26 protein-coding genes are annotated in these 24,998 nt (G+C 68.9%); 7 read left to right on the forward strand and 19 right to left on the reverse strand.

Annotation, left to right across the window (positions count from 1 at the left end; genetic code table 11):
• Positions 1 to 89 precede the first annotated feature (89 nt).
• From ACWDTP_RS13405 to ACWDTP_RS13460, 12 genes are all read right to left on the reverse strand, one after another.
• Positions 90 to 1,064 (reverse strand): substrate-binding domain-containing protein, encoded by a 975-nt coding sequence (locus tag ACWDTP_RS13405; protein ID WP_450020362.1) that lies wholly within the window; start codon positions 1,062 to 1,064, stop codon positions 90 to 92.
• 31 nt (positions 1,065 to 1,095) lie between these two features.
• Positions 1,096 to 2,157, reverse strand: coding sequence for an ABC transporter permease (locus tag ACWDTP_RS13410; RefSeq protein ID WP_450020364.1), 1,062 nt, complete (start codon positions 2,155 to 2,157; stop codon positions 1,096 to 1,098).
• On the reverse strand, positions 2,154 to 2,933 hold the full coding sequence (locus ACWDTP_RS13415) for an ATP-binding cassette domain-containing protein (protein ID WP_450020366.1): 780 nt from the start codon (positions 2,931 to 2,933) through the stop codon (positions 2,154 to 2,156). The genes ACWDTP_RS13410 and ACWDTP_RS13415 overlap by 4 nt, the downstream gene beginning before the upstream one ends.
• Positions 2,930 to 3,247 carry a hypothetical protein gene (locus tag ACWDTP_RS13420; RefSeq protein WP_450020368.1) on the reverse strand — a complete coding sequence of 106 codons (318 nt, stop codon included), beginning with the start codon at positions 3,245 to 3,247 and terminating at the stop codon, positions 2,930 to 2,932. Before ACWDTP_RS13420 ends, ACWDTP_RS13415 begins: the two co-directional genes overlap by 4 nt.
• Positions 3,244 to 3,963, reverse strand: a complete 720-nt coding sequence (locus ACWDTP_RS13425; protein WP_450020369.1) for a hypothetical protein — start codon at positions 3,961 to 3,963, stop codon at positions 3,244 to 3,246. Before ACWDTP_RS13425 ends, ACWDTP_RS13420 begins: the two co-directional genes overlap by 4 nt.
• Positions 3,956 to 4,795 (reverse strand): BtpA/SgcQ family protein, encoded by an 840-nt coding sequence (locus ACWDTP_RS13430; RefSeq protein WP_450020371.1) that lies wholly within the window; start codon positions 4,793 to 4,795, stop codon positions 3,956 to 3,958. Before ACWDTP_RS13430 ends, ACWDTP_RS13425 begins: the two co-directional genes overlap by 8 nt.
• A 14-nt stretch (positions 4,796 to 4,809) precedes the next feature.
• Positions 4,810 to 5,730: a carbohydrate kinase family protein gene (locus ACWDTP_RS13435; RefSeq protein WP_450020373.1), complete on the reverse strand. Its 921-nt coding sequence runs from the start codon at positions 5,728 to 5,730 to the stop codon at positions 4,810 to 4,812.
• Positions 5,730 to 6,482 (reverse strand): GntR family transcriptional regulator, encoded by a 753-nt coding sequence (locus tag ACWDTP_RS13440; protein WP_450020375.1) that lies wholly within the window; start codon positions 6,480 to 6,482, stop codon positions 5,730 to 5,732. The genes ACWDTP_RS13435 and ACWDTP_RS13440 overlap by 1 nt, the downstream gene beginning before the upstream one ends.
• Positions 6,483 to 6,602: 120 nt before the next feature.
• Positions 6,603 to 8,834, reverse strand: coding sequence for an acyl-CoA dehydrogenase (locus ACWDTP_RS13445; protein WP_450020377.1), 2,232 nt, complete (start codon positions 8,832 to 8,834; stop codon positions 6,603 to 6,605).
• 86 nt (positions 8,835 to 8,920) lie between these two features.
• Positions 8,921 to 9,865, reverse strand: coding sequence for a 2-hydroxyacid dehydrogenase (locus ACWDTP_RS13450; protein ID WP_450020435.1), 945 nt, complete (start codon positions 9,863 to 9,865; stop codon positions 8,921 to 8,923).
• Between the two features lie 11 nt (positions 9,866 to 9,876).
• Positions 9,877 to 11,019: an alpha/beta hydrolase gene (locus ACWDTP_RS13455; protein ID WP_450020379.1), complete on the reverse strand. Its 1,143-nt coding sequence runs from the start codon at positions 11,017 to 11,019 to the stop codon at positions 9,877 to 9,879.
• The gene (locus ACWDTP_RS13460) at positions 11,016 to 11,645 is read right to left on the reverse strand and encodes a TetR/AcrR family transcriptional regulator (RefSeq protein WP_450020381.1); all 630 of its coding nucleotides are present in this window, start codon (positions 11,643 to 11,645) and stop codon (positions 11,016 to 11,018) included. The genes ACWDTP_RS13455 and ACWDTP_RS13460 overlap by 4 nt, the downstream gene beginning before the upstream one ends.
• 109 nt (positions 11,646 to 11,754) lie before the next feature.
• Here ACWDTP_RS13460 and ACWDTP_RS13465 point away from each other — a divergent pair, with 109 nt between their 5' ends.
• Entirely contained in the window at positions 11,755 to 12,354 is a 600-nt protein-coding gene (locus ACWDTP_RS13465) for a VOC family protein (RefSeq protein WP_450020383.1), read from the forward strand.
• On the opposite strand, the gene ACWDTP_RS13470 is transcribed toward ACWDTP_RS13465, so the two are convergent.
• Entirely contained in the window at positions 12,324 to 13,151 is an 828-nt protein-coding gene (locus tag ACWDTP_RS13470; RefSeq protein ID WP_450020385.1) for an SAM-dependent methyltransferase, read from the reverse strand. The two genes, ACWDTP_RS13465 and ACWDTP_RS13470, sit on opposite strands and share 31 nt — an antisense overlap.
• A 7-nt stretch (positions 13,152 to 13,158) precedes the next feature.
• Entirely contained in the window at positions 13,159 to 14,040 is an 882-nt protein-coding gene (locus tag ACWDTP_RS13475; RefSeq protein ID WP_450020387.1) for a helix-turn-helix transcriptional regulator, read from the reverse strand.
• A 100-nt stretch (positions 14,041 to 14,140) separates the two neighbouring features.
• On the opposite strand from ACWDTP_RS13475, the gene ACWDTP_RS13480 reads away from it, so the two are divergent.
• Together ACWDTP_RS13480 and ACWDTP_RS13485 are read left to right on the forward strand one after the other, a co-directional pair.
• Positions 14,141 to 15,049, forward strand: a complete 909-nt coding sequence (locus ACWDTP_RS13480) for an MBL fold metallo-hydrolase (RefSeq protein ID WP_450020388.1) — start codon at positions 14,141 to 14,143, stop codon at positions 15,047 to 15,049.
• Entirely contained in the window at positions 15,042 to 16,451 is a 1,410-nt protein-coding gene (locus ACWDTP_RS13485) for a carboxylesterase/lipase family protein (RefSeq protein WP_450020390.1), read from the forward strand. Before ACWDTP_RS13480 ends, ACWDTP_RS13485 begins: the two co-directional genes overlap by 8 nt.
• Here the strand turns inward: ACWDTP_RS13485 and ACWDTP_RS13490 are convergent.
• Positions 16,435 to 17,250: a helix-turn-helix domain-containing protein gene (locus ACWDTP_RS13490; protein WP_450020392.1), complete on the reverse strand. Its 816-nt coding sequence runs from the start codon at positions 17,248 to 17,250 to the stop codon at positions 16,435 to 16,437. The genes ACWDTP_RS13485 and ACWDTP_RS13490 overlap by 17 nt on opposite strands.
• Positions 17,247 to 17,861: a TetR/AcrR family transcriptional regulator gene (locus ACWDTP_RS13495; RefSeq protein ID WP_450020394.1), complete on the reverse strand. Its 615-nt coding sequence runs from the start codon at positions 17,859 to 17,861 to the stop codon at positions 17,247 to 17,249. The genes ACWDTP_RS13490 and ACWDTP_RS13495 overlap by 4 nt, the downstream gene beginning before the upstream one ends.
• A gap of 77 nt (positions 17,862 to 17,938) precedes the next feature.
• Between ACWDTP_RS13495 and ACWDTP_RS13500 the strand changes: the two genes are divergently transcribed.
• Entirely contained in the window at positions 17,939 to 18,841 is a 903-nt protein-coding gene (locus ACWDTP_RS13500) for an oxygenase MpaB family protein (protein WP_450020396.1), read from the forward strand.
• On the opposite strand, the gene ACWDTP_RS13505 is transcribed toward ACWDTP_RS13500, so the two are convergent.
• Positions 18,838 to 20,586 carry a hypothetical protein gene (locus ACWDTP_RS13505; RefSeq protein WP_450020398.1) on the reverse strand — a complete coding sequence of 583 codons (1,749 nt, stop codon included), beginning with the start codon at positions 20,584 to 20,586 and terminating at the stop codon, positions 18,838 to 18,840. The two genes, ACWDTP_RS13500 and ACWDTP_RS13505, sit on opposite strands and share 4 nt — an antisense overlap.
• 24 nt (positions 20,587 to 20,610) lie before the next feature.
• Between ACWDTP_RS13505 and ACWDTP_RS13510 the strand changes: the two genes are divergently transcribed.
• Genes ACWDTP_RS13510 through ACWDTP_RS13520 form a run of 3 tightly spaced genes read left to right on the forward strand, consistent with a single transcriptional unit; the run spans position 20,611 to position 23,943 of the window.
• Positions 20,611 to 21,549 carry a GDP-mannose 4,6-dehydratase gene (locus tag ACWDTP_RS13510; RefSeq protein WP_450020400.1) on the forward strand — a complete coding sequence of 313 codons (939 nt, stop codon included), beginning with the start codon at positions 20,611 to 20,613 and terminating at the stop codon, positions 21,547 to 21,549.
• A gap of 29 nt (positions 21,550 to 21,578) precedes the next feature.
• Positions 21,579 to 23,360 (forward strand): N-acyl-D-amino-acid deacylase family protein, encoded by a 1,782-nt coding sequence (locus tag ACWDTP_RS13515; RefSeq protein ID WP_450020402.1) that lies wholly within the window; start codon positions 21,579 to 21,581, stop codon positions 23,358 to 23,360.
• A gap of 1 nt (position 23,361) precedes the next feature.
• The gene (locus ACWDTP_RS13520) at positions 23,362 to 23,943 is read left to right on the forward strand and encodes a TetR family transcriptional regulator (protein WP_450020404.1); all 582 of its coding nucleotides are present in this window, start codon (positions 23,362 to 23,364) and stop codon (positions 23,941 to 23,943) included.
• Here ACWDTP_RS13520 and ACWDTP_RS13525 read toward each other — a convergent pair.
• Both ACWDTP_RS13525 and ACWDTP_RS13530 read right to left on the reverse strand, forming a co-directional pair.
• Positions 23,933 to 24,289: a DUF2304 domain-containing protein gene (locus ACWDTP_RS13525; RefSeq protein ID WP_450020406.1), complete on the reverse strand. Its 357-nt coding sequence runs from the start codon at positions 24,287 to 24,289 to the stop codon at positions 23,933 to 23,935. The two genes, ACWDTP_RS13520 and ACWDTP_RS13525, sit on opposite strands and share 11 nt — an antisense overlap.
• On the reverse strand, positions 24,286 to 24,987 hold the full coding sequence (locus ACWDTP_RS13530; RefSeq protein ID WP_450020408.1) for a glycosyltransferase family 2 protein: 702 nt from the start codon (positions 24,985 to 24,987) through the stop codon (positions 24,286 to 24,288). Before ACWDTP_RS13530 ends, ACWDTP_RS13525 begins: the two co-directional genes overlap by 4 nt.
• Between the last annotated feature and the right edge of the window lie 11 nt (positions 24,988 to 24,998).

A 24,998-nucleotide genomic window follows, 5' to 3' on the forward strand; every position in this document is an offset into this window, starting at 1 on the left:
GGACGGCCGAACCGGTGTCGTCGACCTTGGCCCGGATCAGGTCGAGGATCTGGGCCTGGATGGTGAGAGGGGTCGCGCCGCAAGGTGGGCTAGCAGCCGGCCTTGTATTCGTATTGGTCGGCCTTGTCGAGTTCGCCGGCTCGGATCGTGATGAGGTCGGTCTGCACCTCGGGGTCGACGTCCTGGCCGTCGATGATCTTCTTGGCGGTCTGCATCGCGAGACGTCCCTCGGTGGTGGGGTCCTGCGCGATGAGCACCTGGATGGCGCCGTTCTTGAGCCCGTCGACCTCGGCGGTGGCGGCGTCGTACGCGACGACCTTGACGTCACCGGTTTTCCCGGCCTGTCGCAGCCCGGTGACGACGCCGATGGCGCCCTGGTCGTTGGTGGCGAACACGGCGGTCAGGTCGGGGTGGGCGGCGAGGGTCGCGGTGACGATCTGGGCGACCTTCTGCGGGTCGTTCGAAGCATATTGGGGCCCGAGGTATTCGATACCGCCGTAGGTCGCGATCTCCTTCTCGAACCCTTCGACCCGCTGATCCTGTGCGCTCGACCCCGGTGGCTGCGTGACGACCAGGACCTTGCCCTTGCCGCCGATGAGGGTATTGACCTCGCCGGCGGCGAGTCCGCCGCCCGCCACATTGTCGGTGGTGATGGCGCTGTCGACGATGTCGTTGCGGCTCAACGTCTGATCGACGGTGATCAACCGCGTTCCGTTCGAGACCAGATTGCCCAGTGGCGCGCCCAGTGCCTGCTCGTCGGTGGGTACCACGGCGGCCACGCTGGGCTTGCTCGCGGTGACCGCGTTGATGATCGGCACCTGCGCGTCGCCCGAGAACTGTGCCGCGGCACTGACATCCAGGTTGAGCCCCAGCTTGCCGGCCTCATCCTTGGCTCCGCAGGCCATGGCCTCGTAGAACGGGCTGCCGCTGGTGCCCAGGACGAGGGCGACGTTGTTACCGTTCGCCGGTGCGCCGGACCCGGTCTGCGGACCCGTCCCGGTGGTACAGGCCACCAGCGCTCCCGACGCGAGCAGGGTGATCGGGATGAGCAGTCGATTTTTCATTGCGGTTCCTTACGATTCGGGGCTAGGCGGTTCACAGACGGGTGTTCTTGTGCCGTTTGGCCTGGTCGATCCACACGGCGACGATCAGTACCGCGCCCATCGCCACCGTCTGCCAGAAGGGCGGGATTCCGAGGATGATGAACCCGTTGAGCAGGACGACCGGGATGAAGACACCGATGACGGTTCCCGGGATGGTGCCCACCCCGCCGAACAGGCTGGTTCCGCCGAGCACGACCGCGGATATGGTGGCGAGATTGTCCTGGGTGTGGCCCGCGATGGTGGTGGTGGAGAACCTCGCCACGGCCATGATGCCGGCCAGTCCGGCCAGCGCACCCGCGATCGCATAGACCTTCAGCAGCTGATTGCGCACCTTGACTCCGGACCGCCTTGCGGCCTCGGCATTGGAGCCGGTCGCCAGGGTCCAGGTACCGAATCGGGTCTTGCGCAGCACCAGACCCGCGACGACGGCCACCACGGCGGCGATGACGACGAGCGCCGGAATGCCGGCAAGCTTCCCGGAGCCGATCACGTTCACCAGCTTCTCCGGAACACCGCGGACATCCTGGCCGTTGGTGAGCAACTGGGCTGCGCCGAGTGCCATCCCCATGGTGCCGAGCGTGACGATGAGCGCCGGTATTCGGGTTCGGGACACCAGCAGGCCGTTGATCACACCCCACACCGTTCCCGCCGCGACTGCGACCAGTGCCCCGACGGCGATGACGAGCCAGCCGGCGTCGGTCTGGCCGTAGGTTTCCGTCGAATCCCCCGACATGGCGAGCATGGTCAGCGTGCAGACCACCGAGGAGAACACCAGGACCGATCCGACCGACAGGTCGATACCGGCGGTCATGATGACGAAGGCCTGTCCGACCGCGAGGACCAGCAGGATCGCGGCGTCGATGGCCAGGGTGGTCAGGTTGAACGGCGTCGCGAACTGGCCGGGCCGCAGCATCGTGAACGTGGCGAGCATGGCGACGAGCAGGATCAGAATCCATCCGCTGCCCAGGATATGTTTGAACCGGGTTGATGCGCTGGGTGTTTCGACGTCCGGAACGACGGCTGACAAGGGGGCGGCCGGTGCACTGTTCGTCATCGTCCTTCGCTCTCCTTCTGCGCGGCGGTGTCGCTGGTCATGGCGGCGACCAGCTTCTCGACGGTGCTCTGGCCCCGGTCGAACGTCGCGACGCGACGCCCGAGCCGCAGGACCTGTACCGAGTCGGCGACCTCGACGACGTGTGTCATGTTGTGCGTCACCAGGATCACGGCCAGCCCGCGGTCGGCCACGGTCCGTACCAGGCGCAGCACCCGGTCGGTCTGCACGACGCCGAGCGCGGCGGTCGGCTCGTCGAGAATGATGACCTTGTCCGCCCATGCGGCGGCCCGGGCGATCGCGATCGACTGGCGCTGGCCACCCGACAGCGAACCGACCGCAACGTTCATCGACTTGAGATTCACGCCGAGCCTGGCGAATTCCTCGCGGGCCGTGGCGGCCATCCGCTTGCGGTCGGTGACCCCGAACATCCGTGCCAGCCGCCCACCCCTAAGCAGTTCGCGGCCCAGGTAGAAGTTGTCGGCCGGGCCGATATCGGAGGCCAGGGCCAGATCCTGGAACACCGTCGATACCCCGAGGTCCTGGGCCGCGCTGGGCGAGGCCATGGTGACGGCCTCGCCGTCGAGATAAATCGCGCCGCCGTCCGGTGTTTCGGCCCCGGACAGGATTTTCACCAGGGTCGACTTACCCGCGCCGTTGTCACCGATGAGCGCGCACACCTGGCCGCCGCGAACCTCCAGGTCGGCGCCGTCCAGTGCGGTGACCTGACCGTAGCGCTTCGAGATGGCCTCGGCGCGAAGAGTCGGCGGGGTGGTCATGGCTGCTCCTCGGCAGCTGGCGGCGCGGAAACGCCGACCTGGTTGGCGAAGGCGAACCACACCGCGTAGTCGGCGGCGACCCGCCGTTCCCAGAAACCGTGGATGTCTTCGGGTGTGGCGAACTGCCAGACCTCCACTGTGGCGAAGTCGCTCTGCCCGCGTACCGCGTAATCGCCTATCCGCACGGCACCACCGGTGGTGGCCTGCGCGTCGAGCGCCGACCAGCGCGCCCGCAGTGCTCGGCGCTCCTGCTCGGGGAGGCGGTACCAGCCGCTCCTGGGACGGGCGTGGTGGATCCAGAGGGTGTCATTCATGCGACGGCTCCGAAGTAGTCGGCTGCCAGGCGCCGGTGCCCGACGTAGTGTCTGGAGGTGGTGAACATGAGGTCGGCGACCTCTTCGTGGACGGCAATCCCATCGGTGATGTGGCCGAAAGTCGGTGCCTCCCACATCCCCAGGTGATGCCACGTCGACTGGGCGTCGAGCCGGTGCCGCCCGGCGATGCTGACGCCCGAGTCGATATCGGACCGGAACGCCCGATCGCATTCGATGTCGTACTCGCGACGCTGCTCGGGGGTTGCGGCCTGCCATGCGTCGTTCCATTCCCACAGGGCGAACATGTTCCACGGGGCGGTGGCGTCGCGGCCCCGGCTGGACGGCACCGGGCTGAATTCGCGTCGCCCGATGTTCCATTCGGTGCGGAACAGCCTCGACCAGCCGGCTTGCTCCAGACGGTCGGCTCCGTGGTACGCCGCGGCCATCGTCGGGGCCTCGAGCGCGAGGATCACGTCGATGTCGTGGGCGAACCCGGTCTCATACACCTCGGCCGGGCACGCGTCGCCGAACATCCCGGCGACCGAGGTGCTCCATCCTTCCTCGCGCAGCGTATCGAACAGCGCGACAACGTTATTCGCCGCATCGCGGGCGATCGCGCCGCGGATCTCGTACCTGCGCCGGCAGAGCAGGAGGACGACGGCCTGTTCGACGCCGTCGACGTCGAAGATGTCGGTGCCGACCGTTGGATCAGCCACCTGAGGCGCTCCGGAACTCGCGTGCCGCGGCGACGAGCCGCTCCGCACGCTCCTGGTCGACCGGATTCCACCAGCGGCCATCGACTTTGAGCCACTGGCCGACGATGGCGCCGTCGGCGACCGCGAACAACGTGTTCAACTGTTCGGGGTTCATACCCGACCCGACGATCACCGGCAGTTGAGTTCCTCGTCGGACGTCCTCGACTTCCCCGGGCTCGGTGGGAGACCCGGTTCGGGTGCCGGTCGCGATGAGGACGTCGGCCAGGTGCCATTCCGCATCGGCCGCCTGTTCGGGGATGCTGCGGTCTGAGGTGATGGCGTGGGCGCCGAATTTCACGTGCACATCGGCGAGCACCTTGATGTCGCGGGCACCGATCGCGTTGCGGTAGCGCAGTGCCTTGGCCGCGTCCCCGTTCAGGAAGCCCTCGTTGGCCACATAGGCGTTGGCCCACTGGTTGACTCGGACCCATTTGGCGTCAATAGCTTTCGCGACAGCGAAGCCGGGAATCGCCCCGTTGGCCACGCAGGTGATGCCGAGGGGTACATCGACCGCATTGCGGATCTCGGAGCCCGCGGCGGTCAGGCCGGCAACGGTCTCCGGCCCGATGTCGTCGGGTCGCAGGAACGGCTGGTCGCTGGCATTCTCGATCATGATGCCGTCGATCCCGCTGGCCGCAAGGGTTTTCGCGTCGCGAACGCCCGCGGCATAGATGTCGCCGACGTGTTCACCGTCGTAGAGCGGCGAGCCCGGAAGCGGGCGCAGGTGGACGACACCGATGATCGGGTGGGATTCGTCGAACAACGCTCCGAGTGCACTCGGTTTCTCCGGCATAACGACAGGGGCGGTCAAGGTGTTGCCTTTCTGTTGCGGTGGCCGCCGAGGAAGGCGGCGAGTTCGTTGCGGTCCGGGTAGGACGGGTAGGTGCCGAGACGTTGAACGCTGTATGTGGCAGCGGCTACCGCGGTTTCGGCTGCGGCGACCGGTGGGTGCCCGGCCAGCAGTTCGGCGATGTACCAGCCGGCGAACGCGTCTCCGGCGCCGGTGGTGTCGACCGGGTCGTATGCGAGCGCCGGGGCACCGATGTCGTATGACCGGCCGGCGGTGGCGATGCGTACCCCGTCGGAGCCGAGCGTTTCGACGATCTCGCCGGCAACCAGACCGGCCAGCCAGGCCGGGCCGTCGGGGCCGAGCGCCGTCATCGCCCGGCGGTTGACCATGACTGCCGCGCATCCGCGCAGCGCCGGTGCCAGTGCCGACGCATCGGCAGGAATCGTCGCGGGCTCCAGGTCGACGGAGAATCGGACACCGGCTTGCCGGCATCGCGCGGCCAGGTCGATTCCGGCGACGAGGTCGTAGAGCGCGGTGTGCACCCACCCGACGCCGGTCAGGTCGATGGACCGGATCGCCGAGGCCGAGGGGTACATCGCCTGCCCCGGGGCCAGGAAGAGTCGTTTCTCACCGCCGCATCCGTCGGCGAGCACCGTGACCGCACGCGATGACCGGCCGGACAATCGTTCCGCGGTCACCGTCAGGCCGGTTCGCCGTAACCCGGCGACGATCTCGGCGCCGGCGAGGTCGTCACCGATGGCGGTGCAGATCTCGGCGGCTGCGCCGGTACGCGCGAAGGCCATGGCGGCATTGGCGGCGACCCCGCCTGGGCCGTCGAAAAGTTCTGGTACCACCACTTTTTCGTCGGCTTCCGGGAGGTGGCCGGTAACGATGGTGGTATCCCAGCTGGCGTCGCCGACGAACAGTGCCCGGATCATCACGGTCTCACGAGTTCGATGCGGTAGCGATAGCGATCGGCGCGGTACTGACGCTCCACGTATTCGATCGGCGCCCCGTCGACCGCACGGGCGGTGCGGGTCGCGACCAGCAGCGGACTGCCGACCGCGACGTCGAGTGCGGCCGCGAGGGGTTTGTCGGTGACGGCGGCCTCGATGACCTCGGTGCCGCCGGCTATCCGGATCTCGTGCACCGCCTCGAGCCACCCGTACAGGGACTTCTCCAACAGGGGATGATTGTCCACCGGGGTCCTGGCAGGCACCGCCGCCGGCGCGAGCCACGACGTGCTCAGCGCGATCGCCGACCCGTTCGCGAGCAGCAGACGTTCCACCCGCAGCGTGGGTTCGCCTGCCGCACCGCCGAGCGCACCCGCCGCGGCGGTGGGCATCTCGTCGCAGTACACCCGCAGCCTGCCGTAGCCGGGTTCTAGGCCGCGGTGGCGCATGTCCTCGGAGAAGCTCCTGAGCAGGTTGAGCGGTTGCTCCACCTTGGGGGGAAGGACGGTGGTGCCTTTACCCGATCTGCGCAGGACGAGTCCTTCGTGCTCGAGTTGGTTGAGCGCGTTTCGAGCGGTGGACCGGCTAACCCGGAACCGTGCGACGATCTGGGATTCCGAGGGGAGGACGTCGCCTTCGAGGAACTCCTCGGCGTCGATCCCGGCCCGGAACCGATTGGCGAGCTGCACCCACAACGGCACGTTGTCGTCGACGAGATCCTCGGTGGACCATGACATGGTTCACAAACGTACGAACGTTCGCCCCATTCGTCAAGACGGCGAGCAGACACAAAACTGTCCATTTCCACGGGGAAATGGACAGTTTTGCGTCTGCTCGCGGGAGGAGGTTGGAGGAGGTTAGGGGTCGCGGGGCAGGCCGAGCAGCCGCTCGGCGATGATGTTGAGCTGCACCTCGGTGGTGCCGCCGTAGATCGTGGTGGCCCGGCTGGCCAGCAGATAGCCGGCCCAACGACCCGGGTCCTGCTCGGGGTCGCCGATCGCCCCGTCGGTGCCGAACGAGGCCACCGCGAACTCGGCGTAGCCCTGGCCGGTCTTCATCGACAGCAGCTTGGAGATCGCCGCCGCGGGCATGGCGTCGCCACCGGCCAGCGTGAGCAGGGTGGACCGCAGGTTGAGCACCTTCGCGGCGTGGCCCTGGGCGATCAACCGGCCGGCGTGGTTCTGCTCGATCTGGTCGAAGTGGCCGTCGCGCAGGAATTCCACGAACTGGTCGAGGTTGGCCAGGAACGGCGGCTCGCTGCTGCCGATCGACACCCGCTCGTTGGTCAGCGTGTTGCGGCTGACCTCCCAGCCCCGGTCGACCTCGCCGAGCACCATCTCGTCGGGCACGAACACATCGTCGATGAACACCGTGTTGAACATCGCGTTGCCGGTCAGTTCCCGCAGCGGTTTGACCTCTACGCCGGGCGATGTCATATCGAGCAGGAAATAGGTGATGCCCTGATGTTTCGGCGCTTTGGGATCGGTGCGCGCCAGCAGCGCGCCCCACGCCGAGTACTGCGCACCGGTGGTCCAAATCTTCTGACCGGTGATCCGCCAGCCGCCGTCGACCTTGGTCGCCTTGGTGCTCAGGCCGGCCAGGTCCGACCCCGCACCCGGTTCGGAAAACAGCTGGCACCAGATCATTTCGCCGCGGAACGTGGGCGGCAGGAAACGCTGCTGCTGCTCATCGGTGCCGTAGGCCACGATCGACGGGATGATCCAGGCGGCGATGCCCATCTGGGGGCGCTTGACCCGGCCCGCGGCGAACTCCTGGGCGATGATGATCTGCTCGATCGGCTCGGACGCCCGGCCCCACGGCCTGGGGAGGTGCGGTTGCACCCAGCCGCCCTCGGCGATCGCGGTGTTGCGCTCGGCGCCGCGCGAGAGTGCTTTGAGGGCAGCGACTTCCGCGCGGATCTCGTCGCGCAGTTTCTGGGTGTCGGGATCGAGGTCGATGTCGACGGTCCGCATGCCGGTGCTGGTCGCGGTGTCGAGAACCTGTTGCGGATAGTCGGCGGCCCGGCCGAAGCTCGCCGCGAGCACCAGCGCGCGCCGGTAGTAGACGTTGGCGTCGTGTTCCCAGGTGAAGCCGATACCGCCGTGCACCTGGATGCAGTCCTGTGCGCACTGTTGCGCCGCGGCGGGTGCCAGGGTGGCCGCCACCGCGGCGGCGAACTCGAAACGCGGGTCCTGCGAGCCGTTCTCACCGACCTCGTCGAGGGCCCGGGCGGCATCCCAGACCGCGGCGGTGGCCCGCTCGGTATCAGCGATCATGCCGGCGCACTTGTGTTTGATGGCCTGGAACTGGCCGATGGGCCTGCCGAACTGTTCGCGGATCTTGGCGTACTCGGTCGCGGTGTCGGTGGCCCAGCGGGCGACGCCGACGGCCTCGGCCGACAGCAGCGTGGCCATCAGGGCACGGGCCAGCGGCCGGCTGAGGTTCGACAGCACCCGGGCCGGTTCCTCCTCGGAGGTGACCTCCACCGCGTTCGCCCGCACATGTGCCAGCGGCCGCAGCGGGTCGACGCTGCGGACGGGTTCGATCTCCAGCTGCTCGGCGTCCAGGATCACCCATTCCTCACCGGAGCTTTCCTCGTTCAGCCCGGCGACCGGCAGCACCAGGATCGAGGCCTGCGCCGCGGCAGGTACGGCCCGCACCTCGCCGCGGATCACCAGCCCCGAGTCGTGCCGGGTCGCGGTGAGGCCGGAGTCGATGGCGTAGGCGGCGACGGTGTCACCCGAGGCCAGCTCGCTGAGGACCTTGGCGTCGGGGTCGTTGGCGGCGATGAGCGCACTCGCGATCGCCGAAGGGACGAACGGACCCGGCACCGCGCCGTAGCCGAACTCGGCCAGCACGATGGCCAGCTCGAGGATGCCGAACCCCTGCCCGCCGACGGATTCGGACAGGTGGACCCCGGAGAGCCCCTGGCCGGCCGCGGCCTTCCAGTAGGACGGCGGATTGGTGATCGGGGTGTCGTTATCGGCGTCCAGTGCCTCGTGCAGCACCTCGGACGGTGCCACCCGCTCGACGAACGACCGGACCGAATCGGCCAGGGCGGTGTGCTCGGACAGGATTGCGAGGGGCATGCGTCTCCTCCGTTAGGGCCATCTCCCGAATAACCGGTCGGTTGAACCCGAGCCTACATCGGGGTGACCTGCACCACTTAGGCGGCTTAGCCGGCCTCGTTGACGATGTTTTCGAGGGGTTGGCCGTCGCGAATCCGGCGGCAGTTCTCGATCCCCGCGGTCAGGTACCGGTGCATGGTGTCCACCGTGTACCAGGCCACGTGCGGGGTGAGCACCACATTCTCCAGCCCCAGCAGTGGGTGGCCGGCCGGGATCGGCTCGACCTCGAACACGTCCAGGCCGGCCGCCCCGATCTGCCCGGTGCCCAGCGCGTCGAGCAGCGCCGGTTCGTCCACGATCGGTCCCCGCGCGGTGTTGACGATGACGGCCCCCGGTTTCATCGAGGCGATCGCCTCGGGGCCGAGCAGCCCACGGGTGGCCTCGGTCAGCGGCAGGTGCAGCGACACCACATCGCTGGTCGCCAGCAGCTCGGGCAGGGTGCGCCAGCGTGGGTGGCCGGTGTCGCGGGTGCTGGTGTGCACCACCTCGGCGCCCATCGCCGTGACGATCCGCTCGACCCGCTTGGCCACGTTGCCGTAGCCGACGAGCCCGACCGTGCAGCCGCCGATATCGCGCACCGTCTCGCCGAGTGCGGGATCGGGCGGCCAGCCCGCACCGTCGCGGGTGTAGCGGTCCAGGTCGACCAGTTGCCGCAGTGCGGCCAGCATCAACAGCACCGTCCCCTCGGCGACCGACGCGGAGTTCGCCCCCGGCATATTGGCCACCAGGATGCCGAGGCGCGTCGCGGTGTCGACGTCGATCGTGTTGACCCCGGCACCGAGTTTGTGCACCAGGCGCAGCCGCAACGCCCGCTGCAGATCGTCGCCGGACACCGGGCGCAGCACATGCCAGAGCACCTCCGCCTCGGGCAGCTCGCGGTAGAAGGTCTTGTCGTCGTCCTCGGCGCAGAACCGGACGTCCAGCCAGTCCTGGTGCGGGGCAATGAGATCCAGGATCCGGTCGCCGGGGACGAAGTGGGCCAGCACCCGCATCGGGCCGGGGTTCACCGCCACCGCCGTGCGATCCACCTGGCGATGGTGTCGGCTTGTTCGCTGCGCGCGCCAGGGGTGGTGAAGTAGTGGTCGGTGTCGATCGAACACCGGGTTTTGTCCGGCCCGGCCAGGGCGTCGTAGATCCGTTGGGCGTCGGACGGATACACCCCGGTGTCCTGGTCGGCGTTGATCACCAGCGCCGGGCAGTCGATTCTGGCCAGATGGGGTTCGGCCCTGGTCTGGGCGCGGCGCAGGCTCCACATCCCGAGCCAGTTGCGCAGCGTGGTGGCCGCGGCGATACCGCGCGCCGAGCGGTTGGCTTTGGCCGGGACGCCCGCGTAGCACAGGTTGGGTTGGCGCCGGGTGGGTTCGATCGTCGGGTCCACCATCCTGGGGTCGGCCCAGGTTCGCATGACGGTGAACGGGCGGTCCGAATATCCGGCCGCCTGAACGTGTTTGAGTTCCTGTTCGGCCCAGTCGGTGATGGCCTCGTTGCGGGCGGTCTGGGCCGCGCGGTACCGGGTGACGAAGTCCTCGGTATACGGCGGGCCGTTGCGGCTGTCGAAGAGGTCGAGGCCGGGATCAGTGGCGACCGCGTCGTTCTCGTCGACCACGGCCGCGTCCATCCACGCGGTCAGCACCTCCGGGCGCCCGGGGTGCGCCGCGCTGGCCACATACCCGTCGGCGCGGGGCAGATCGGTCAGGCCCGCCGCCGGGCGCATCCCCTCGAGCGGGGTGATGTGGTGGTCGACGGCCTGGGCCTGGTAGGCCGCCATCAGCGAGCCGCCACCCGAATTGCCGAGCAGGACAACGGTCTCGATGCCCTGGACCTCACGCAGCCAGCGGACCCCGACGCCGATGTCCACCAGCGCGTGGTCCAGGAGGAAGCTGCTCTCGAAGCCCCGGAACCGGGTGTTCCAGCCCAGGAAGCCGATGCCCCTTGTGGCCATGTAGTCGGCGAGGTAGTGCTCGGAGAAGTCGATCTGGTAGTGGGTGGCGATCAACGCCACCTTGGGTTTGCGGCCCACGCCGCGGTAGTAGATGCCTTGGCAGGGATGGCCTCCCGCTCCGGCCCGGCGTGCGGTCGGTGACTCCACGCCGATGAATTCGCGGATGACCCCCGCGGCCGCCGATGTTCCCGGCGTTCTGCTCATGCTCGCGGATCCTCCTTGTGGTAGATGGTCCGGTGGAAGATGTTGGCCAGCGTGGTGATGCACGCCTCGTCGTCGACATCGTCGGCGTTGCCGCCGGAGAGTTTGGTGTAGCAGAACTGGTTGAGCATCGACACCAGGGCGACAGCGGTCAGGTGAGCGTCGTCGTCGGGGCAGAACCCTTGCCGCTGAGCGTGTTCGACCATACTCGTGATCAGCGCGATGGGAAGTTCGCAGATCTCGGCCCAGTATCTGGCGAAGTCGTCGTTGATCATCGCGAGCTGCGACACGCTGATGATCTCGGCCAGCCGGTGCCGGTAGGTCGTCCAGTGTGCCGAGACGGCCTGGTAGGACCGTTCCCGGTCGGTCAGGCCGGGTACGGCCACCGCGCGGGCCCGTTCGCGGGCCTCGTCGCGGAACCGCAGCGCCCATTCGCGGACCATGGCTTCTTTGGAGTCGTAATAGTTGTAGAACGATGCCGTCGAGCGGCCCGCCTCGGTGGCGATATCGGCGATCGTCGCGGCCAGAATGCCCTTGCGGGCGATCACGGTTCGGGCGGCGGTGTCGATCGCGGCCTGGGTCTGGCGCCCGCGCGCGGTCGGCAACTGTTCACGGGGACTGACGGTCACCGGACCCCTCTCGCACGCGCACGGACGTTGATCGTATCTGAATCTGATGTTAGATTCAGTTCTGGAGCGGCGCCAGGTATCGGCACTTTCGCACCGAAGGAGTCCCGACGTGATCAAGCCCGACAATCCCAACAACGAATTCGAATTCGGCGGAATCAACCATGTGGCGCTGGTGTGTTCGGATATGGAACGCACGGTCGACTTCTACAGCAACGTGCTGGGGATGCCGCTGATCAAATCGCTGGATCTGCCCGGTGGAATCGGCCAGCACTTCTTCTTCGACGTCGGCAACGGCGACTGCGTGGCGTTCTTCTGGTTCCGTGATGCGCCCGACGGTGTCCCGGGGATCTCGGCGCCGGCCGCTATCCCGGGGATCGGTGAGATCGTCAGCGCCACCGGATCGATGAACCACCTGGCCCTGCACGTGCCCGCCGAGAAGTTCGACGAGTACCGGGGCAAGCTCAAGGCCAAGGGGGTTCGGGTGGGTCCGGTGCTCAACCACGACAACAGCGCCATGCAGGTTTCGGCGACGCTGCACCCCGGTGTCTATGTGCGCTCGTTCTACTTCTTCGACCCGGACGGCATCACCCTGGAATTCGCGTGCTGGACCAGGGAATTCACCGATGACGAGGCGCACGCGACGCCGATGACCTCGGCCGACCGCAGGCCGCCCGCGGATCAGGCCGGTTTGGTCGCCTCGACGAAGTAGCCGCGCGGGACACCGGGAACGTCGAGCGGCACCGCGGGGGCGAACCACCGGTTCCAGGCGTTGCCCGGCTCGGCCACGTCGGTGACGGTGGCCGACCAGCCGAGCCGTCCGCTCAGCTCACCCGGTTCGTCGGTGCCGAACAGCCACGGTGCGCCGCTCTCGGCCATCGAGGTGCGGACCGCGGCCAGCAGCACCGAATCCAGCAGGGTCTTGCCGACGATGTCGTACAACAGCACCGAGCCGGGCGCCGACATCGCGTCGACGCGCTCGAACACGGTGTGCACCGCGGGCTCGTCCAGATACTGCAGCAGCCCCTCGATCAGCCAGACCGCGGGCCGGTTCGGGTCGAATCCGGCGGCCCGCAGCGCGACGGTCCACTCCTCGGCCAGATCGACCCCGACCGCCACCCGCCGGGTCCGCGGTTCGTCACCGGCCAGCAGCCGGTCTTTCGCGGCGATCACGGCGGGCTGGTCGAGTTCGTAGATGGTGGTGCCGGTGGGCCAGGGCAACCGGTAGGCCCGGGCATCCATCCCGGCGGCGAGGATGACGACCTGGTCCACCCGGCCTACCGCGCGCAGCAGTGCTTCATCCCAGAACCTGGTGCGGACGACGATCTGCAGCGTCGTCTTCTCGCCGGTCGCGGCCAGTGCCTCGGTGAGCAGGCGCCTGCCGGCCTCCCCGGCCAGGCGCTCGGCGAACGGATCGACGAAAAGCCGGTCCTCGCGCCGGGATTCCTCGGCCCGGATGGCGGCGACCAGCAGCCCGGTGTCGGCGACGGCTTGTCCGGAATCAGTCATGGCGCCATCATGCGCGCTCGGCCACCGGGCGGTCTTGGATATTTTTGCCCTCGATCGAGCGGGCCAGCAGCGCCATGGTGTCGGCGGAGGCGGATCCCTCCGCGGTCGTCACCAGGCACAGGGACTGCTCGGGGTTGCGGGCGACCCTGAGGTTCTGCTGGGTGACGGTGAACCCGCCGACCAGGGGGTGGCGCAGGTCGTAGGTGTCCGCCTCGCACGGCTTGACCCGGTGATCGGCCCACAGCGACACGAACTCGGGGCTCTGCATGGACAGTTCACCGATCAGCCCGGCCAGCAGGGCGTCCTCGGGATGGCGGCCCGCGACCAGGCGCAGATTGCCGACCACCGCGCGCGCCTTGCGCGGCCAGTCCACGTACAGGTCGCGGGTGTGCGGATCGAGAAACAGCAGCCGACCCAGGTTGGGCCGCTCGGCTGGGCGGTCCACCGAGGCCGGGTCGAGATGACCGGCGAACAAGGCGTGCCCCAGTCGATTCCAGGCCAGGATGTCGGTGCGCCGCCCGACCACCAGGGCGGGCAGGTTGTCCAGCGAGCGCAGCAGATCCCGGGTCAGTGCGCCGACCCGCTCCACCGGGGGTCGACGGGTCGGCCTGGGACGCTGCGCGGCGAGTTCGTGCAGATGCCTGCGCTCGTGGGCGTCCAACTGCAGGGCACCGGCCAGCGCCTCCAGGATTGCGTCGGATGCGTTCACCGACTGCCCCTGCTCAAGGCGGGTGTAGTAGGACGCGCTCACCCCGGCCAGTTGCGCGAGCTCCTCGCGGCGCAACCCCGACACCCGGCGGCGTTCACCGAACCGGGGCAGGCCGGCGTCCTCGGGGCTGAGCCTGGCCCGCCGGGCGCGCAGGAACTCGCCGAGTTGTCCAGTGGTCATCACACCACTATGCGCCGTGCCTGCGCCGGCTGCCTGACCCTGCCAGGGGTAGGCAGGCCCAGGTCTGGTTGCCCCGGCGGCAGACCCGCAGGCTGGCGACATGAACCAAATCGTGTTGGGTGACGTCACAGTCACCCGGGTCATGGAGTACTACGGCTCCGTCGAGATGTCGCCGGAGACCTTCTTCCCGGAGAGCCCCGAGGGGGCGTGGCGGCGCAACGAACCCTGGCTGGCGCCCGATTTCTACGACCCGGCGGCCGATGCGTGCATCTCGGCCATCCAGACCTGGCTGCTGCGCAGCGAAGGCCGGACCATCCTGGTCGACACCGGGGTGGGTAACCACAAGGAACGGCCGCTCACGCCGGTATGGCACCACCTCGACACCGGCTTCCTGGCGAACCTCGCCGCGGCCGGCGTGGCCCCCGAGGACGTCGACCTGGTGATCAACACGCACCTGCACGTCGATCACGTCGGCTGGAACACCTACCTGGACGACGGCAACTGGGTGCCGACCTTCCCGAACGCCGATTACCTCATGCCGCGCCGGGACTTCGAGTTCTGGAATCCGGACAACCGGCCCGCCGCGGACCCTGCGCACGACAACGTGTTCACCGACAGCGTCGCACCTGTGCACGCCGCGGGCCAAACCACATTGTGGGACAATACCTTCCAGATCGACGCCAATCTGACGCTGGAGCTGGCCCCCGGGCATACCCCCGGTTCGTCGGTGCTGCGGCTGGGGTCGGGGGCCGACCGTGCGGTGTTCGTCGGCGATATGCTGCACACCGCCCTGCAGTTCGTCGAACCCGACACCAACAGCTGCTTCTGCGAGGATCCCGGGCAGGCCCGCGCCACCCGGCACCGGGTGCTCGGCGAGGCGGCCGATACGAACACGCTGGTGTTTCCCGCGCATCTCGGTGGGCACGGCGGGGCCGAGGTGGTGCGGGACGGGAACCGGTTCGCCGTCAAGGCGTGGGCGCCGTTCGAGCGGGTGAGCGCCCATGTCTGAGCCGGTCGTCGACACCGCATCCGGCGCGGTCCGCGGCAGCCAGGTCGCCGGTGACGTCGCCGTCTTCAACATCCCTTATGCCGCACCACCATCCGAGTCGGGCCGGTTCGCCGCTCCGGCGCCGCATGAGCCGTGGCGGGGTGTGCGGGCTGCGGCGCAGCCGTATCCGACGGCGCCGCAGCCCCGCCGGGGCGGATTCGGGCGCCTGGACATGTCACCGTTCTTCGGACCCGGCTGGGTCCGCGACCCCGACTACCTCACCGTCGACGTGTGGGCCCGCCGGGGAGTGCGGCAGGCGCCGGTCATGGTGTTCGTGCACGGCGGCGGCTTCGTCTCCGGCTCGGCGCACGCCGCGCTCTACGACGGCGCCGCATTCGCCCGCGACGGCGTCGTCCTGGTGACGGTCACCTACCGGCTCGGTATCGCCGGATTCCTGGATCTGCCGGGGGCACCGGCCAACCGGGGGCTGCTCGACGTGATCGCCGCCCTGCGATGGGTGCGGGCCAACATCGCCGCATTCGGCGGCGACCCCGACAATGTCACGCTGTTCGGCCAGTCGGCGGGTGCCACCATCACCGCGGGGGTTCTCGCCGACCCGCAGGCGGATCGGTTGATGCGGCGGGCGATCATGCAGAGCGGCAACGGTTTCGGCGCGTTCTCCGCCGAGCAGGCCGGTCGGGTCACCCGCGCGGCGGCCGCTGCCCTCGGGGTGGCGCCCACGCTCGCCGACTTCGACGGGCGCTCGGATGCGCAGCTGGCCGATGTGGTGCCCGAGCTGGCCGGACTGGACCTGCGGACCGGCGACAGGTTCGACCCGCTGGTCGGGCTCAGCCCGTTCAGCCTGGTGGCCGAGCGTCAGCCGGCGGAATCGGCACATCCCCGGGTCGCGCTGCTCATCGGCACCACCACCGAGGAGGGCAACCTGTACCTGGTGCCGCAGGGCAAGTTCGACACCTCCACGCCAGCCGATGTGCGCGAGGTCGCCGCGCACGTGCACCCCGATCCCGACGCCCTGGTGGACAGCTACCGGACCCGGCACCCGGGCGCGGGGTACGGCGAACTGCGTGCCGCCGTCCTGGGTGACGCGTTGTTCCGGACCGGAAGCGGGCGGATGGCCGAACTGCGCGCGCAGAACGCTGCGGCGCCGACCCATCGCTATGAATTCGGTTGGCGGTCGGGGGCGGTGGACGGACAGTTGGGCGCGGCACACGCGATGGAGCTGCCGTTCGTGTTCGGAAATACCGGCCTGGATGTGTTGCGCGGCCCCGGTGCGCTGCTCGGCCCAGGAGAACTGCCCGCCGGGTTGGCCGCCGAGATGCATGGCGCCTGGGTGCGCTATGCCGGCACCGGTGACCCGGGCTGGTCGCCGACCACGCTCCGACGGTTCACCGGGACGGGCTGAGCCCGACATGGCTGGGCAGCCACATCCGGCGCCTGGCGTACTGCGTCGGCGTCATCGCGGTGAAAGCCCGGAATTCCCGGACGAAATGGGCCTGGTCGAAATAGCCCAGATCGGCGGCGATATCGGCTCCGCGCCCCGCATCGGAGTCCAGGCGGCGCAGCGCGGCCTGTAACCGCCGGACCCGCAGGTAGGTCTTGGGGGTCTGGCCGACCTCGTCGCGGAACAGTGCGATCAGCCGCTTCGGGTTGGCGCCCACCAGCGCGCCGGCATCAGCGACGCGCATCGACGGCCGCCGCTCGACCGCGTCCAGTACCGTCGCGACGGTACTGTCGCGCGGCCGCATCCGCCGCAGCAGGAACTCTTCGAGCAGCGCGAGACGCGTTCGCACCGACGGTGTCTCGATCAACCGTTGGTGCAGGGCGGTCCACCGGCCGCCCCAGATGTCGGCGAGCCCTACGCAGGTGTTCTCCAAATCCCCCAGCGGCGTGGCCAGGAAGGCCGCCGCGCCACCGGGCCGGAAGTGGATCGTCATGACCGTCTGCGCCGGGTCGATCTGGGTGACGTATGAGGTGGCGCCCGCACCCGCGACGAATGCCGACGCGACGTCGAGCCGGGTGGTGCCGTCGGCGGCGTAGAAGTCGATGTGGCGGCGGTCGCTGAGGTCGATGATGACGGTCGCCGCGCCCCGGGGCAGGGCCCGGCTGCGGTGGGTCACCCCGTCCGAACGCCGCCAGTATCCGAAGAAGTCGATGTGGCCGGCCAGGGCCGGGCCGGGCCGGTACAGGCCGGGTCCGGTCACGGCCGGGGCACCTGGGGTCCGGCCAGATCGTCGAGCATCGACCGCAGATGCTCGGCGAGCCGCTCCGGGGTGAAGTCGATTTCGCCGGCCAGCCACGCGCTGATGGTCTGCGTCACGCCGCCGACCGCGAAATGCGAAGTGGCCTTGACGGTGTCGTTCTCCCGCAGCCGCAATGCGTCGCCGGTGTGCTGACTGAGCAGCGCCGCGAAGAACGAGATGGACTCGGCCCGCTTGCGGGCCAGCACGTCGTTGGACAGTTCGGTGCTGAACAGCAGCCGGCCCACCCTGGGGTCGTCGGCGATAGTGCGCACGACATTGGCCATCCCGGCCGCGGTCTGCTGGCGCAGCGGCACGGCGGCGACGGCGGCCTGAGTGGACGCGGCGATATCGCCGATCACCCAGTCGTAGACCGCGGCGACGAACTGGTCCTTGTCGGTGAAGCTCTCGTAGAAGTACCGCGCGGCCAGCCCGGCCGTGCGGCAGACCGCCCGGACGGTCAGGTCGGTGTGCTCGGCGCCCAGCAGGTCCAGCCCCGCGCTCAGCAGCCGGCCGCGGCGCTGGGCGAGGCGGTCGGCCGCTTCGATGCCCCGGTAGGGGCGCACAGGCGCCATTCAGACATCTTGACAGCCGTCACCCCGGCGGGCCAATATCAGGAAACACACGTTCGCAGTTTTGGATGGGGGTGACCATGACGGTCAGTGAACCGGTTCGGCATGTCGAGCGGGCGATGGGCGAATCCGCAGGTCCGAGCGGCCCTGGCAGCCGGCGCAGGCGCGGGGCCAGCATCGACGACGGCCTGATGGGGGTGGCCCTGCTGGCCGGCCCGGCCAACGTGATCATGCAGCTGGCCCGGCCGGGCGTCGGCTACGGCGTCATGGAGAGCCGGGTCGAGAGTGGGCGGGTGGACCTGCACCCGATCAAACGGGCCAGGACCACCTTCACCTACCTGGCGGTGGCCACCCTCGGCAGCGATGAGCAGAAGGCCGCCTTCCGCAAGGCCGTCAACCGGGCCCACGCCCAGGTCTATTCGACCGAGGACAGCCCGGTGAAATACCACGCCTTCGACAAGGACCTGCAGATGTGGGTGGCCGCCTGCCTGTACAAGGGCGGGGTCGACGTGTACCGGATGTTCATCGGCGAGATGGACGACGAGACGGCCGACCGGCACTACCGCGAGGGGATGGCGCTGGGCACCACCCTGCAGGTCCCGGAGGACATGTGGCCGGCCGACCGCGCCGCCTTCGACGCGTACTGGCACCGGAACCTGGACAACGTCCACATCGACGATGCGGTGCGCGAGTACCTGTATCCGATCGCGGTGGCCCGGATGCGGGGGCTGGCCCTGCCCGGCCCGCTGCAACGCCGGTCCGAGGAGCTGGCCGGCCTGATCACCACCGGCTTTCTGCCGCAACGGTTCCGCGACGAGATGCGCCTGCCCTGGGATGCGCAGCGGGAGCGGCGGTTCAACCGGATCATCCGGGTGTTGCGCACCGCCAACCACCTGATGCCGGCGTTCCTGCGGCAGTTCCCGTTCAACGTCCTGCTCAAGGACCTGGACTGGCGGATCCGCACCGGCAGACCGCTGGTCTAGGGCGCCAGGAACCCGACCGGGCCGGGGGAGATGCACACCGACAGCGCGGAGGTGTTGGCCCGCACCAAGATCGCGTCGCCGGCCCCGGGGAGCCTGACGAACACCCGGTTGAGCCCCGGCCGCACCGGCACCTTGGTCTCCGGGCCCTCGCCCAGCGACATCGTCAGGGACCCGTCGCTGTTGGCCAGGTAGTTGATCTCGGCGGTCCAGTCGGCGGGCAGCAGCGGCCCGTCCAGCGGCATGACCACCGGCGCGTCGGGCTGCACCAGGTGCCCGCAGTGCGGTTCGGGCCCCGCGAGCAGGGTGCGCACCCAGGTCACCTTCGCGTCGAGCAGGTGGCCCGCGCGGTCGAACATCCGTAAATCGGTTGTCGCCGAGGCGAATTCCGGTCTCGGCCGGGTCAGCGCGAACAGGTGGCTGGCCATGTTCTCCGGATAGGCCACCCGCTGCAGGATCAACGGGTCGACCTCCTGGTCCAGCAGCGGCGCATCGGATGTGGCGGCCAGGCCGGCGCGGGCGTTGTCGAGGTAGGCCTGCACCGGGCTGTCGCGCCACACCCGCAGATACGTCACCGTCGAATACAGACTGCTCGCGACGAAGGCGATCGCCGCGGCGACAACGACGACGGTGCGGGCGCGCGAAGCGTCCAAGCGGGGGACGGCCCGGTTCGGCGCGCAGAACCCGACCGCCATCAGCAAGGCCAGCACCACCACCAGATCGGGCAGGTAGCGCAGGGTCTGGGCCAGTTCGAGCGCGGTGAACCGCGATGAGCGCATCAGGTAGATCGGCACCTGACAGGCCACGGCATAGCCGACCGCGACCGCGGGCACCGGCCAGATCCGGCGCTTGCGGATCAACACCACCGCCAGCACGGCGGCCAGACCCAGCCAGCCCAGCACCATCACCGCCCCCGGCGGGGTGGCCCACGGCGAGGCCGGGGCCCAGCGCTGCCACGACCACGGGCCGCCCACCAGGCCGGGAACGATGCCGTGGGTCACCGAGCGGCTCAGCAGATCCCAGGTCATGCCCAGGTCGAAACTCCACCGTCTCTGGTCGACGACGACGAGGTACACGCCGATCCAGGCCACGGTCAGCGCGAGGCAGCCCACCCAGAGCCGCAGCCCGCGCCGCCACTCGTCGCGGACTCCGAATGTTCCTGTCACATACCCCAGCAGCGCCACCACCGCGAACGCGACGAACGGGATCACCGCGGCCTTTTCGAAGAACAGCAGCCCACCCAGATACACCGCCACACCCGTCACGACGTGGCGCGGGGCCCCGGTGCGGACCAGCAGGACGGCCTCACCGCACACCCAGGCCAGCGCCGCCAGCATCGGCAGCGAGTTCAGGCCGGCCGCCCACCAGCTGAAACCCGGCACTCCCAGCGGGGTGAACAACGCGAAGGTCAGCGGCACCAGCAGCACCGGGCGCCAGCCCAGGATCACCCACAGCGCGCGCAGCAGCGCCAGCGAGGCCAGCAGCTGCAGCGCCACCAGACTCGACGCCGCCAGCACCCAGGAGAACGGCGCCAGCCGGGTGATCGCCCCGGCCACCAGGAAGGCGCCGGGCATGACATGCCCGTCGTGATCGTCGAACAGGAACGACGGCGACAGCAGATTCTGGGTGCCGGCCCGGCCGATCAGGATGAGGTCGTCCCAGTAGAAATAGCCCTCGAAAGCCACCACACCCCGGACCACGAGGTGCACCACGATCAGTGCCGCGGCGGTACGGGGGACCCAGTTCACTCTTGCCGACTGTACGGTGTGACCGTGCGAACACTGGTGACAGGGGCAGCAGGATTCATCGGATCGACGCTGGTAGATCGATTGTTGGCGGACGGGCACAGCGTCGTCGGCCTCGACGATCTCAGCTCGGGGGCAATCGAGAACCTGGCGGACGCCGACAACAGCGCGGGCTTCGAGTTGGTCAAGGCCGATATCGTCGACGCCGATCTGCTCGGCCTGCTCGGCGAGGTCAAACCCGAGGTGATCTTCCACCTGGCCGCCCAGATCTCGGTGAAGCGCTCGGTGGACGATCCGCCGTTCGATTCGACGGTCAACGTGGTCGGCACGGTCCGGCTGGCCGAGGCGGCCCGGCAGGCCGGGGTGCGCAAGATCGTGCACACCTCGTCGGGCGGCTCGGTGTACGGCACCCCGCCGGTCTATCCGACCAGTGAAGACATCCCGACCAATCCGGCGTCGCCCTATGCGGCGGGCAAGGTCGCAGGCGAGGTGTACCTCAACATGTACCGCAACCTGTACGGCCTGGACTGCTCGCACATCGCGCCGGCCAACGTCTACGGTCCGCGCCAGGATCCGCACGGCGAGGCGGGCGTGGTGGCGATCTTCGCCAAGGCGCTGTTGGCGGGCCGGCCGACCAAGATCTTCGGCGACGGCAGCGACACCCGTGACTACGTGTTTGTCGATGACGTCGTGGACGCCTTCGTGAAGGCGTCGGGCAGCGAGGGCGGCGGCCTGAGGTTCAACGTCGGGACCGGGGTCGAAACCTCGACCCGGGCGCTGCACACCGCGATCGCGAAAGCCGCCGGCGCCCCCGACGAGCCGGAGTTCCATCCGCCGCGGCTCGGTGACCTGCGGCGTTCCAAGCTGGACATCTCCCGGGCCCGCGAGCTGCTGGGCTGGCAGCCGCACGTCGAGCTGGCGTCCGGCGTGGATCGGACCGTCGCATTCTTCAAAGAAAGATTGTGATCACTCACTATCTAAGCTAGCGTGGCGTCATGTCCTACGACGTCATCGTGCGCAACGGTCTCTGGTTCGACGGCACCGGCCGGTCGCCGCAGGTGAGAACCCTCGGCATCCGCGACGGTGTGGTGGCCACGGTGTCGGCGGGGCCGCTCGACGAGACCGGCTGCCCCGAGGTCATCGACGCCGCGGGCAAGTGGGTGGTCCCCGGTTTCATCGATGTGCACACCCACTACGACGCCGAGGTTCTGCTCGATCCGGGCCTGCGCGAATCGGTCCGCCACGGCGTCACCACCGTGCTGCTTGGCATGTGTTCGCTGTCCACCGTGTACGCCGACAGCGAGGACGCCGCCGACCTGTTCAGCCGGGTCGAGGCGGTGCCGCGGAGGTATGTGCTGGGCGCCCTGCAGCAGCATCGGACGTGGACGAATCCGGCCGAGTACGTCAAGGCCATCGACGAGCTGCCGCTCGGCCCCAACGTCGCCTCGATGCTCGGGCATTCGGATCTGCGAGCCTCGGTGCTCGGGCTGGATCGCGCCACCACGCGCGGCGTGACCCCCACCGACGCCGAGCTCGAGGCGATGGCCGACAAACTCGACGAGGCGCTGGGCGCCGGGATGCTCGGCATGTCCGGGATGGACGCCGCGATCGACAAACTGGACGGTGACCGGTTCCGGTCCCGCGCGCTGCCGTCGACGTTCGCGAGCTGGCGTGAACGCAAGCGGCTGATCAAGGTGCTGCGCAAGCGGGGCCGGGTGCTGCAGAGCGCACCCAACGTCGCCAAGGCGCAGGAAGCGCTGAACTTCTTTCTGGAGAGCAGCGGCTGGTTCGGCCGCAGGCGCGGGGTGCGGGTCAGCCTGCTGGTCTCGGCCGACGCCAAGTCCTCGCCGCCCGCGGTGCATGTGCTGGGCCGGGGGACCCGGCTGCTGAACCGGATCCTGAACGCCAAGGTGCGCTTTCAGCATCTGCCGGTGCCGTTCGTGTTGTATTCGGACGGGATCGATCTGCCGGTTTTCGAGGAGTTCGGCGCGGGCACCGCGGCCCTGCATCTCAAAGACCAGCTCGAGCGCAACAAGCTGCTCGCCGACCCCGAGTACCGGCGCCGGTTCCGCCGCTCGTTCGACCGCCGCAAACTCGGACCGACCTTGTGGCACCGCGATTTTCACGACGCCACCATCGTCGAATGCCCGGACCGGACCCTGATCGGCAAGAGCTTCGGCGAGATCGCCGACGACCGCGGCATCCACCCGCTCGACGCCTTCCTGGACGTGCTGGTGGAAAACGGCGAACGCAACGTGCGCTGGACCACCGTCGTCGCCAACCACCGGCCCCGCCAGCTCGACAAGCTGGCCAAGGAGCCCTCGGTGCACATGGGGTTCTCGGATGCCGGTGCGCACCTTCGCAATATGGCGTTCTACAACTATCCGCTGCGGATGCTCAAGCGGGTTCGCGACGCCCAATTGGCCGGGCGCCCGTTCCTGACCACGACCCACGCCGTGCACCGGCTGACCGCCGAGGTCGCCGACTGGTTCGGGGTCGACGCGGGCACCCTGCGCGAGGGGGAGCGGGCCGACTTCGTGGTGATCGACCCGGCCGGACTCGACGACGCGGTCGACGCCTACCACGAGGAGACTGTCCCGTTCTACGGCGGGCTGAGCCGCATGGTGAACCGCAACGACGGCGCCGTCGTCGCGACCGCCGTCAACGGCGCCGTGGTGTTCCGCAACGGCGAGTTCCGCGACGGCTACGGGACCACCGCGAAATCGGGGCGCTACCTGCGTGCCGGTGCTCCGGCGCGGCTGAACGCCCCGGTCTGATATGGCCAGGACGCAGCAACAGCGCCGTGAGGAGACCATCGCCCGGCTGCTCGACGCGAGCATCGAGATGATCGTCGAGGTCGGCTACGCCCGCTCCTCGGCGGCCGTGATCGCCAGGCGGGCAAGGGTTTCCGACGGCGCCCTGTTCCGGCACTTCCCGACCATGGGCGACTTCATGGCCGCGACCGCCCGCGAGGTGGCGCGACGACAGTTGGAACTGTTCGCCAAACTGGTCGCCGAGATCCCGGCCGAACAGCCCCCGATGCAGGCGGTGCTGACGATCGTCCGGGATCTGACCGGCAATGACACCAACGCCGTCATCCACGAGCTGATGGTGGCCGCCCGCACCGACGAAAAGCTCAGCGCCGCACTGAGGCAGGTGTTCTCCGAGTACGCGGTGAACATCTACGAAACCGCCAGGACGATGCCCGGGGGCGAACAGATTCCCCAAGCCGACTTCGCCGCGGCGATCGCCGTCGCGCTCAACACCTTTGACGGGGCCGCGCTCTTCCGGCCGGTGCTGGCGAAACCCGAACTCGACGACGGCAGAATCGCGCTGCTGACCGAACTGCTCAGCCGTTAGCGGACTGTTCGGCGCCCGGCACCCGCACGTTCTGCAGCGCCACCGCCCTGGCCAGCCTGGCGTACCGCAACTCCATGTCCTTGAACCGCATATAGGTGCTCAGCGTGACGAACGCGAACGCGATGATCAGCGCGTATTCCATCAGGTCGGTGCCGCGGTCCACGCCGAGCCGGTTGGCCAGCACCGTGGTGTCGTCCGGCCGCAGGATCGCGTACACCCCGGCCAACACGAACAGCACATAGCCGACCTTCACCCAGGCCTTGGTGCGGGCGCTGCTGCGCGAACGCAGCAGATACACCAGCAGCACCAGCACCGACACGATCAGCAGCGCCTGGATCCAGTTCATCTGGTGAGCCTCCTGCGTAGCAATCCGTCGAAGAGGATGTTGACCCCGTTGAGCAGCGGCTGCCCCTTCGACTTGGAGTAGTCGGTGTAGAGAATCTCGACCGGCTCCTCGGCCACCCGCCACCGGTTCTCGTGGGCCAGCGCGATGAACTCGCCGGCATGGCTCATCCCGTTCATCGTGAGGTCGAGTTGGTCGGCCACCGCCCGGTTGAACACGCGCAGCCCGTTGTGGGCGTCGGTCAGCCCGAGCGCGCGGCTCTGCGGGCTGAGAAACGCCGCGGCGCGCAGGATGATCCGCTTCAGCGGCGGGGTGTGGGTGACCACCTCGGGCCCGGCGAACCGGGTGCCGATCACGAGGTCGACGTCGCCGCCGAGCCGGTCGATCATCCGCACCACGTCCTTGACCTGATGCTGGCCGTCGGCGTCGAAGGTGGCGAACACCTGGGCGCCGGGGCGGGTGCGGGCGTATTCGACGCCGGTCTGGATCGCGGCGCCCTGGCCGAGGTTCACCGGATGGCGCACCACGTGTGCGCCCGCGTCCAGCGCCTGCGCACCGGTGCCGTCCCGGCTGCCGTCGTCGACACACACCACGTGACCGAAAACCGAGCGAACGTCGGAGATGACGTCGCCGATGATGTCGGCCTCGTTGAAGGCCGGGATGACGACCCAGACATCGTCGTAGCGTGTGTCGATGGGCAACAAACTACACG

The organism is Mycobacterium sp. NPDC003449 (assembly GCF_053588415.1).

Excerpts from the sequence above, each read along its gene's own strand:
- ACWDTP_RS13405 (WP_450020362.1), bottom strand. The coding sequence starts at position 1,064 with ATGAAAAATCGACTGCTCATCCCGATCACCCTGCTCGCGTCGGGAGCG.
- ACWDTP_RS13410 (WP_450020364.1), bottom strand. The coding sequence starts at position 2,157 with ATGACGAACAGTGCACCGGCCGCCCCCTTGTCAGCCGTCGTTCCGGAC.
- ACWDTP_RS13415 (WP_450020366.1), bottom strand. The coding sequence starts at position 2,933 with ATGACCACCCCGCCGACTCTTCGCGCCGAGGCCATCTCGAAGCGCTAC.
- ACWDTP_RS13420 (WP_450020368.1), bottom strand. The coding sequence starts at position 3,247 with ATGAATGACACCCTCTGGATCCACCACGCCCGTCCCAGGAGCGGCTGG.
- ACWDTP_RS13430 (WP_450020371.1), bottom strand. The coding sequence starts at position 4,795 with ATGCCGGAGAAACCGAGTGCACTCGGAGCGTTGTTCGACGAATCCCAC.
- ACWDTP_RS13435 (WP_450020373.1), bottom strand. The coding sequence starts at position 5,730 with ATGATCCGGGCACTGTTCGTCGGCGACGCCAGCTGGGATACCACCATC.
- ACWDTP_RS13440 (WP_450020375.1), bottom strand. The coding sequence starts at position 6,482 with ATGTCATGGTCCACCGAGGATCTCGTCGACGACAACGTGCCGTTGTGG.
- ACWDTP_RS13445 (WP_450020377.1), bottom strand. The coding sequence starts at position 8,834 with ATGCCCCTCGCAATCCTGTCCGAGCACACCGCCCTGGCCGATTCGGTC.
- ACWDTP_RS13450 (WP_450020435.1), bottom strand. The coding sequence starts at position 9,865 with ATGCGGGTGCTGGCCCACTTCGTCCCCGGCGACCGGATCCTGGATCTC.
- ACWDTP_RS13455 (WP_450020379.1), bottom strand. The coding sequence starts at position 11,019 with ATGAGCAGAACGCCGGGAACATCGGCGGCCGCGGGGGTCATCCGCGAA.
- ACWDTP_RS13470 (WP_450020385.1), bottom strand. The coding sequence starts at position 13,151 with ATGACTGATTCCGGACAAGCCGTCGCCGACACCGGGCTGCTGGTCGCC.
- ACWDTP_RS13475 (WP_450020387.1), bottom strand. The coding sequence starts at position 14,040 with ATGACCACTGGACAACTCGGCGAGTTCCTGCGCGCCCGGCGGGCCAGG.
- ACWDTP_RS13480 (WP_450020388.1), top strand. The coding sequence starts at position 14,141 with ATGAACCAAATCGTGTTGGGTGACGTCACAGTCACCCGGGTCATGGAG.
- ACWDTP_RS13485 (WP_450020390.1), top strand. The coding sequence starts at position 15,042 with ATGTCTGAGCCGGTCGTCGACACCGCATCCGGCGCGGTCCGCGGCAGC.
- ACWDTP_RS13495 (WP_450020394.1), bottom strand. The coding sequence starts at position 17,861 with ATGGCGCCTGTGCGCCCCTACCGGGGCATCGAAGCGGCCGACCGCCTC.
- ACWDTP_RS13500 (WP_450020396.1), top strand. The coding sequence starts at position 17,939 with ATGACGGTCAGTGAACCGGTTCGGCATGTCGAGCGGGCGATGGGCGAA.
- ACWDTP_RS13515 (WP_450020402.1), top strand. The coding sequence starts at position 21,579 with ATGTCCTACGACGTCATCGTGCGCAACGGTCTCTGGTTCGACGGCACC.
- ACWDTP_RS13520 (WP_450020404.1), top strand. The coding sequence starts at position 23,362 with ATGGCCAGGACGCAGCAACAGCGCCGTGAGGAGACCATCGCCCGGCTG.
- ACWDTP_RS13525 (WP_450020406.1), bottom strand. The coding sequence starts at position 24,289 with ATGAACTGGATCCAGGCGCTGCTGATCGTGTCGGTGCTGGTGCTGCTG.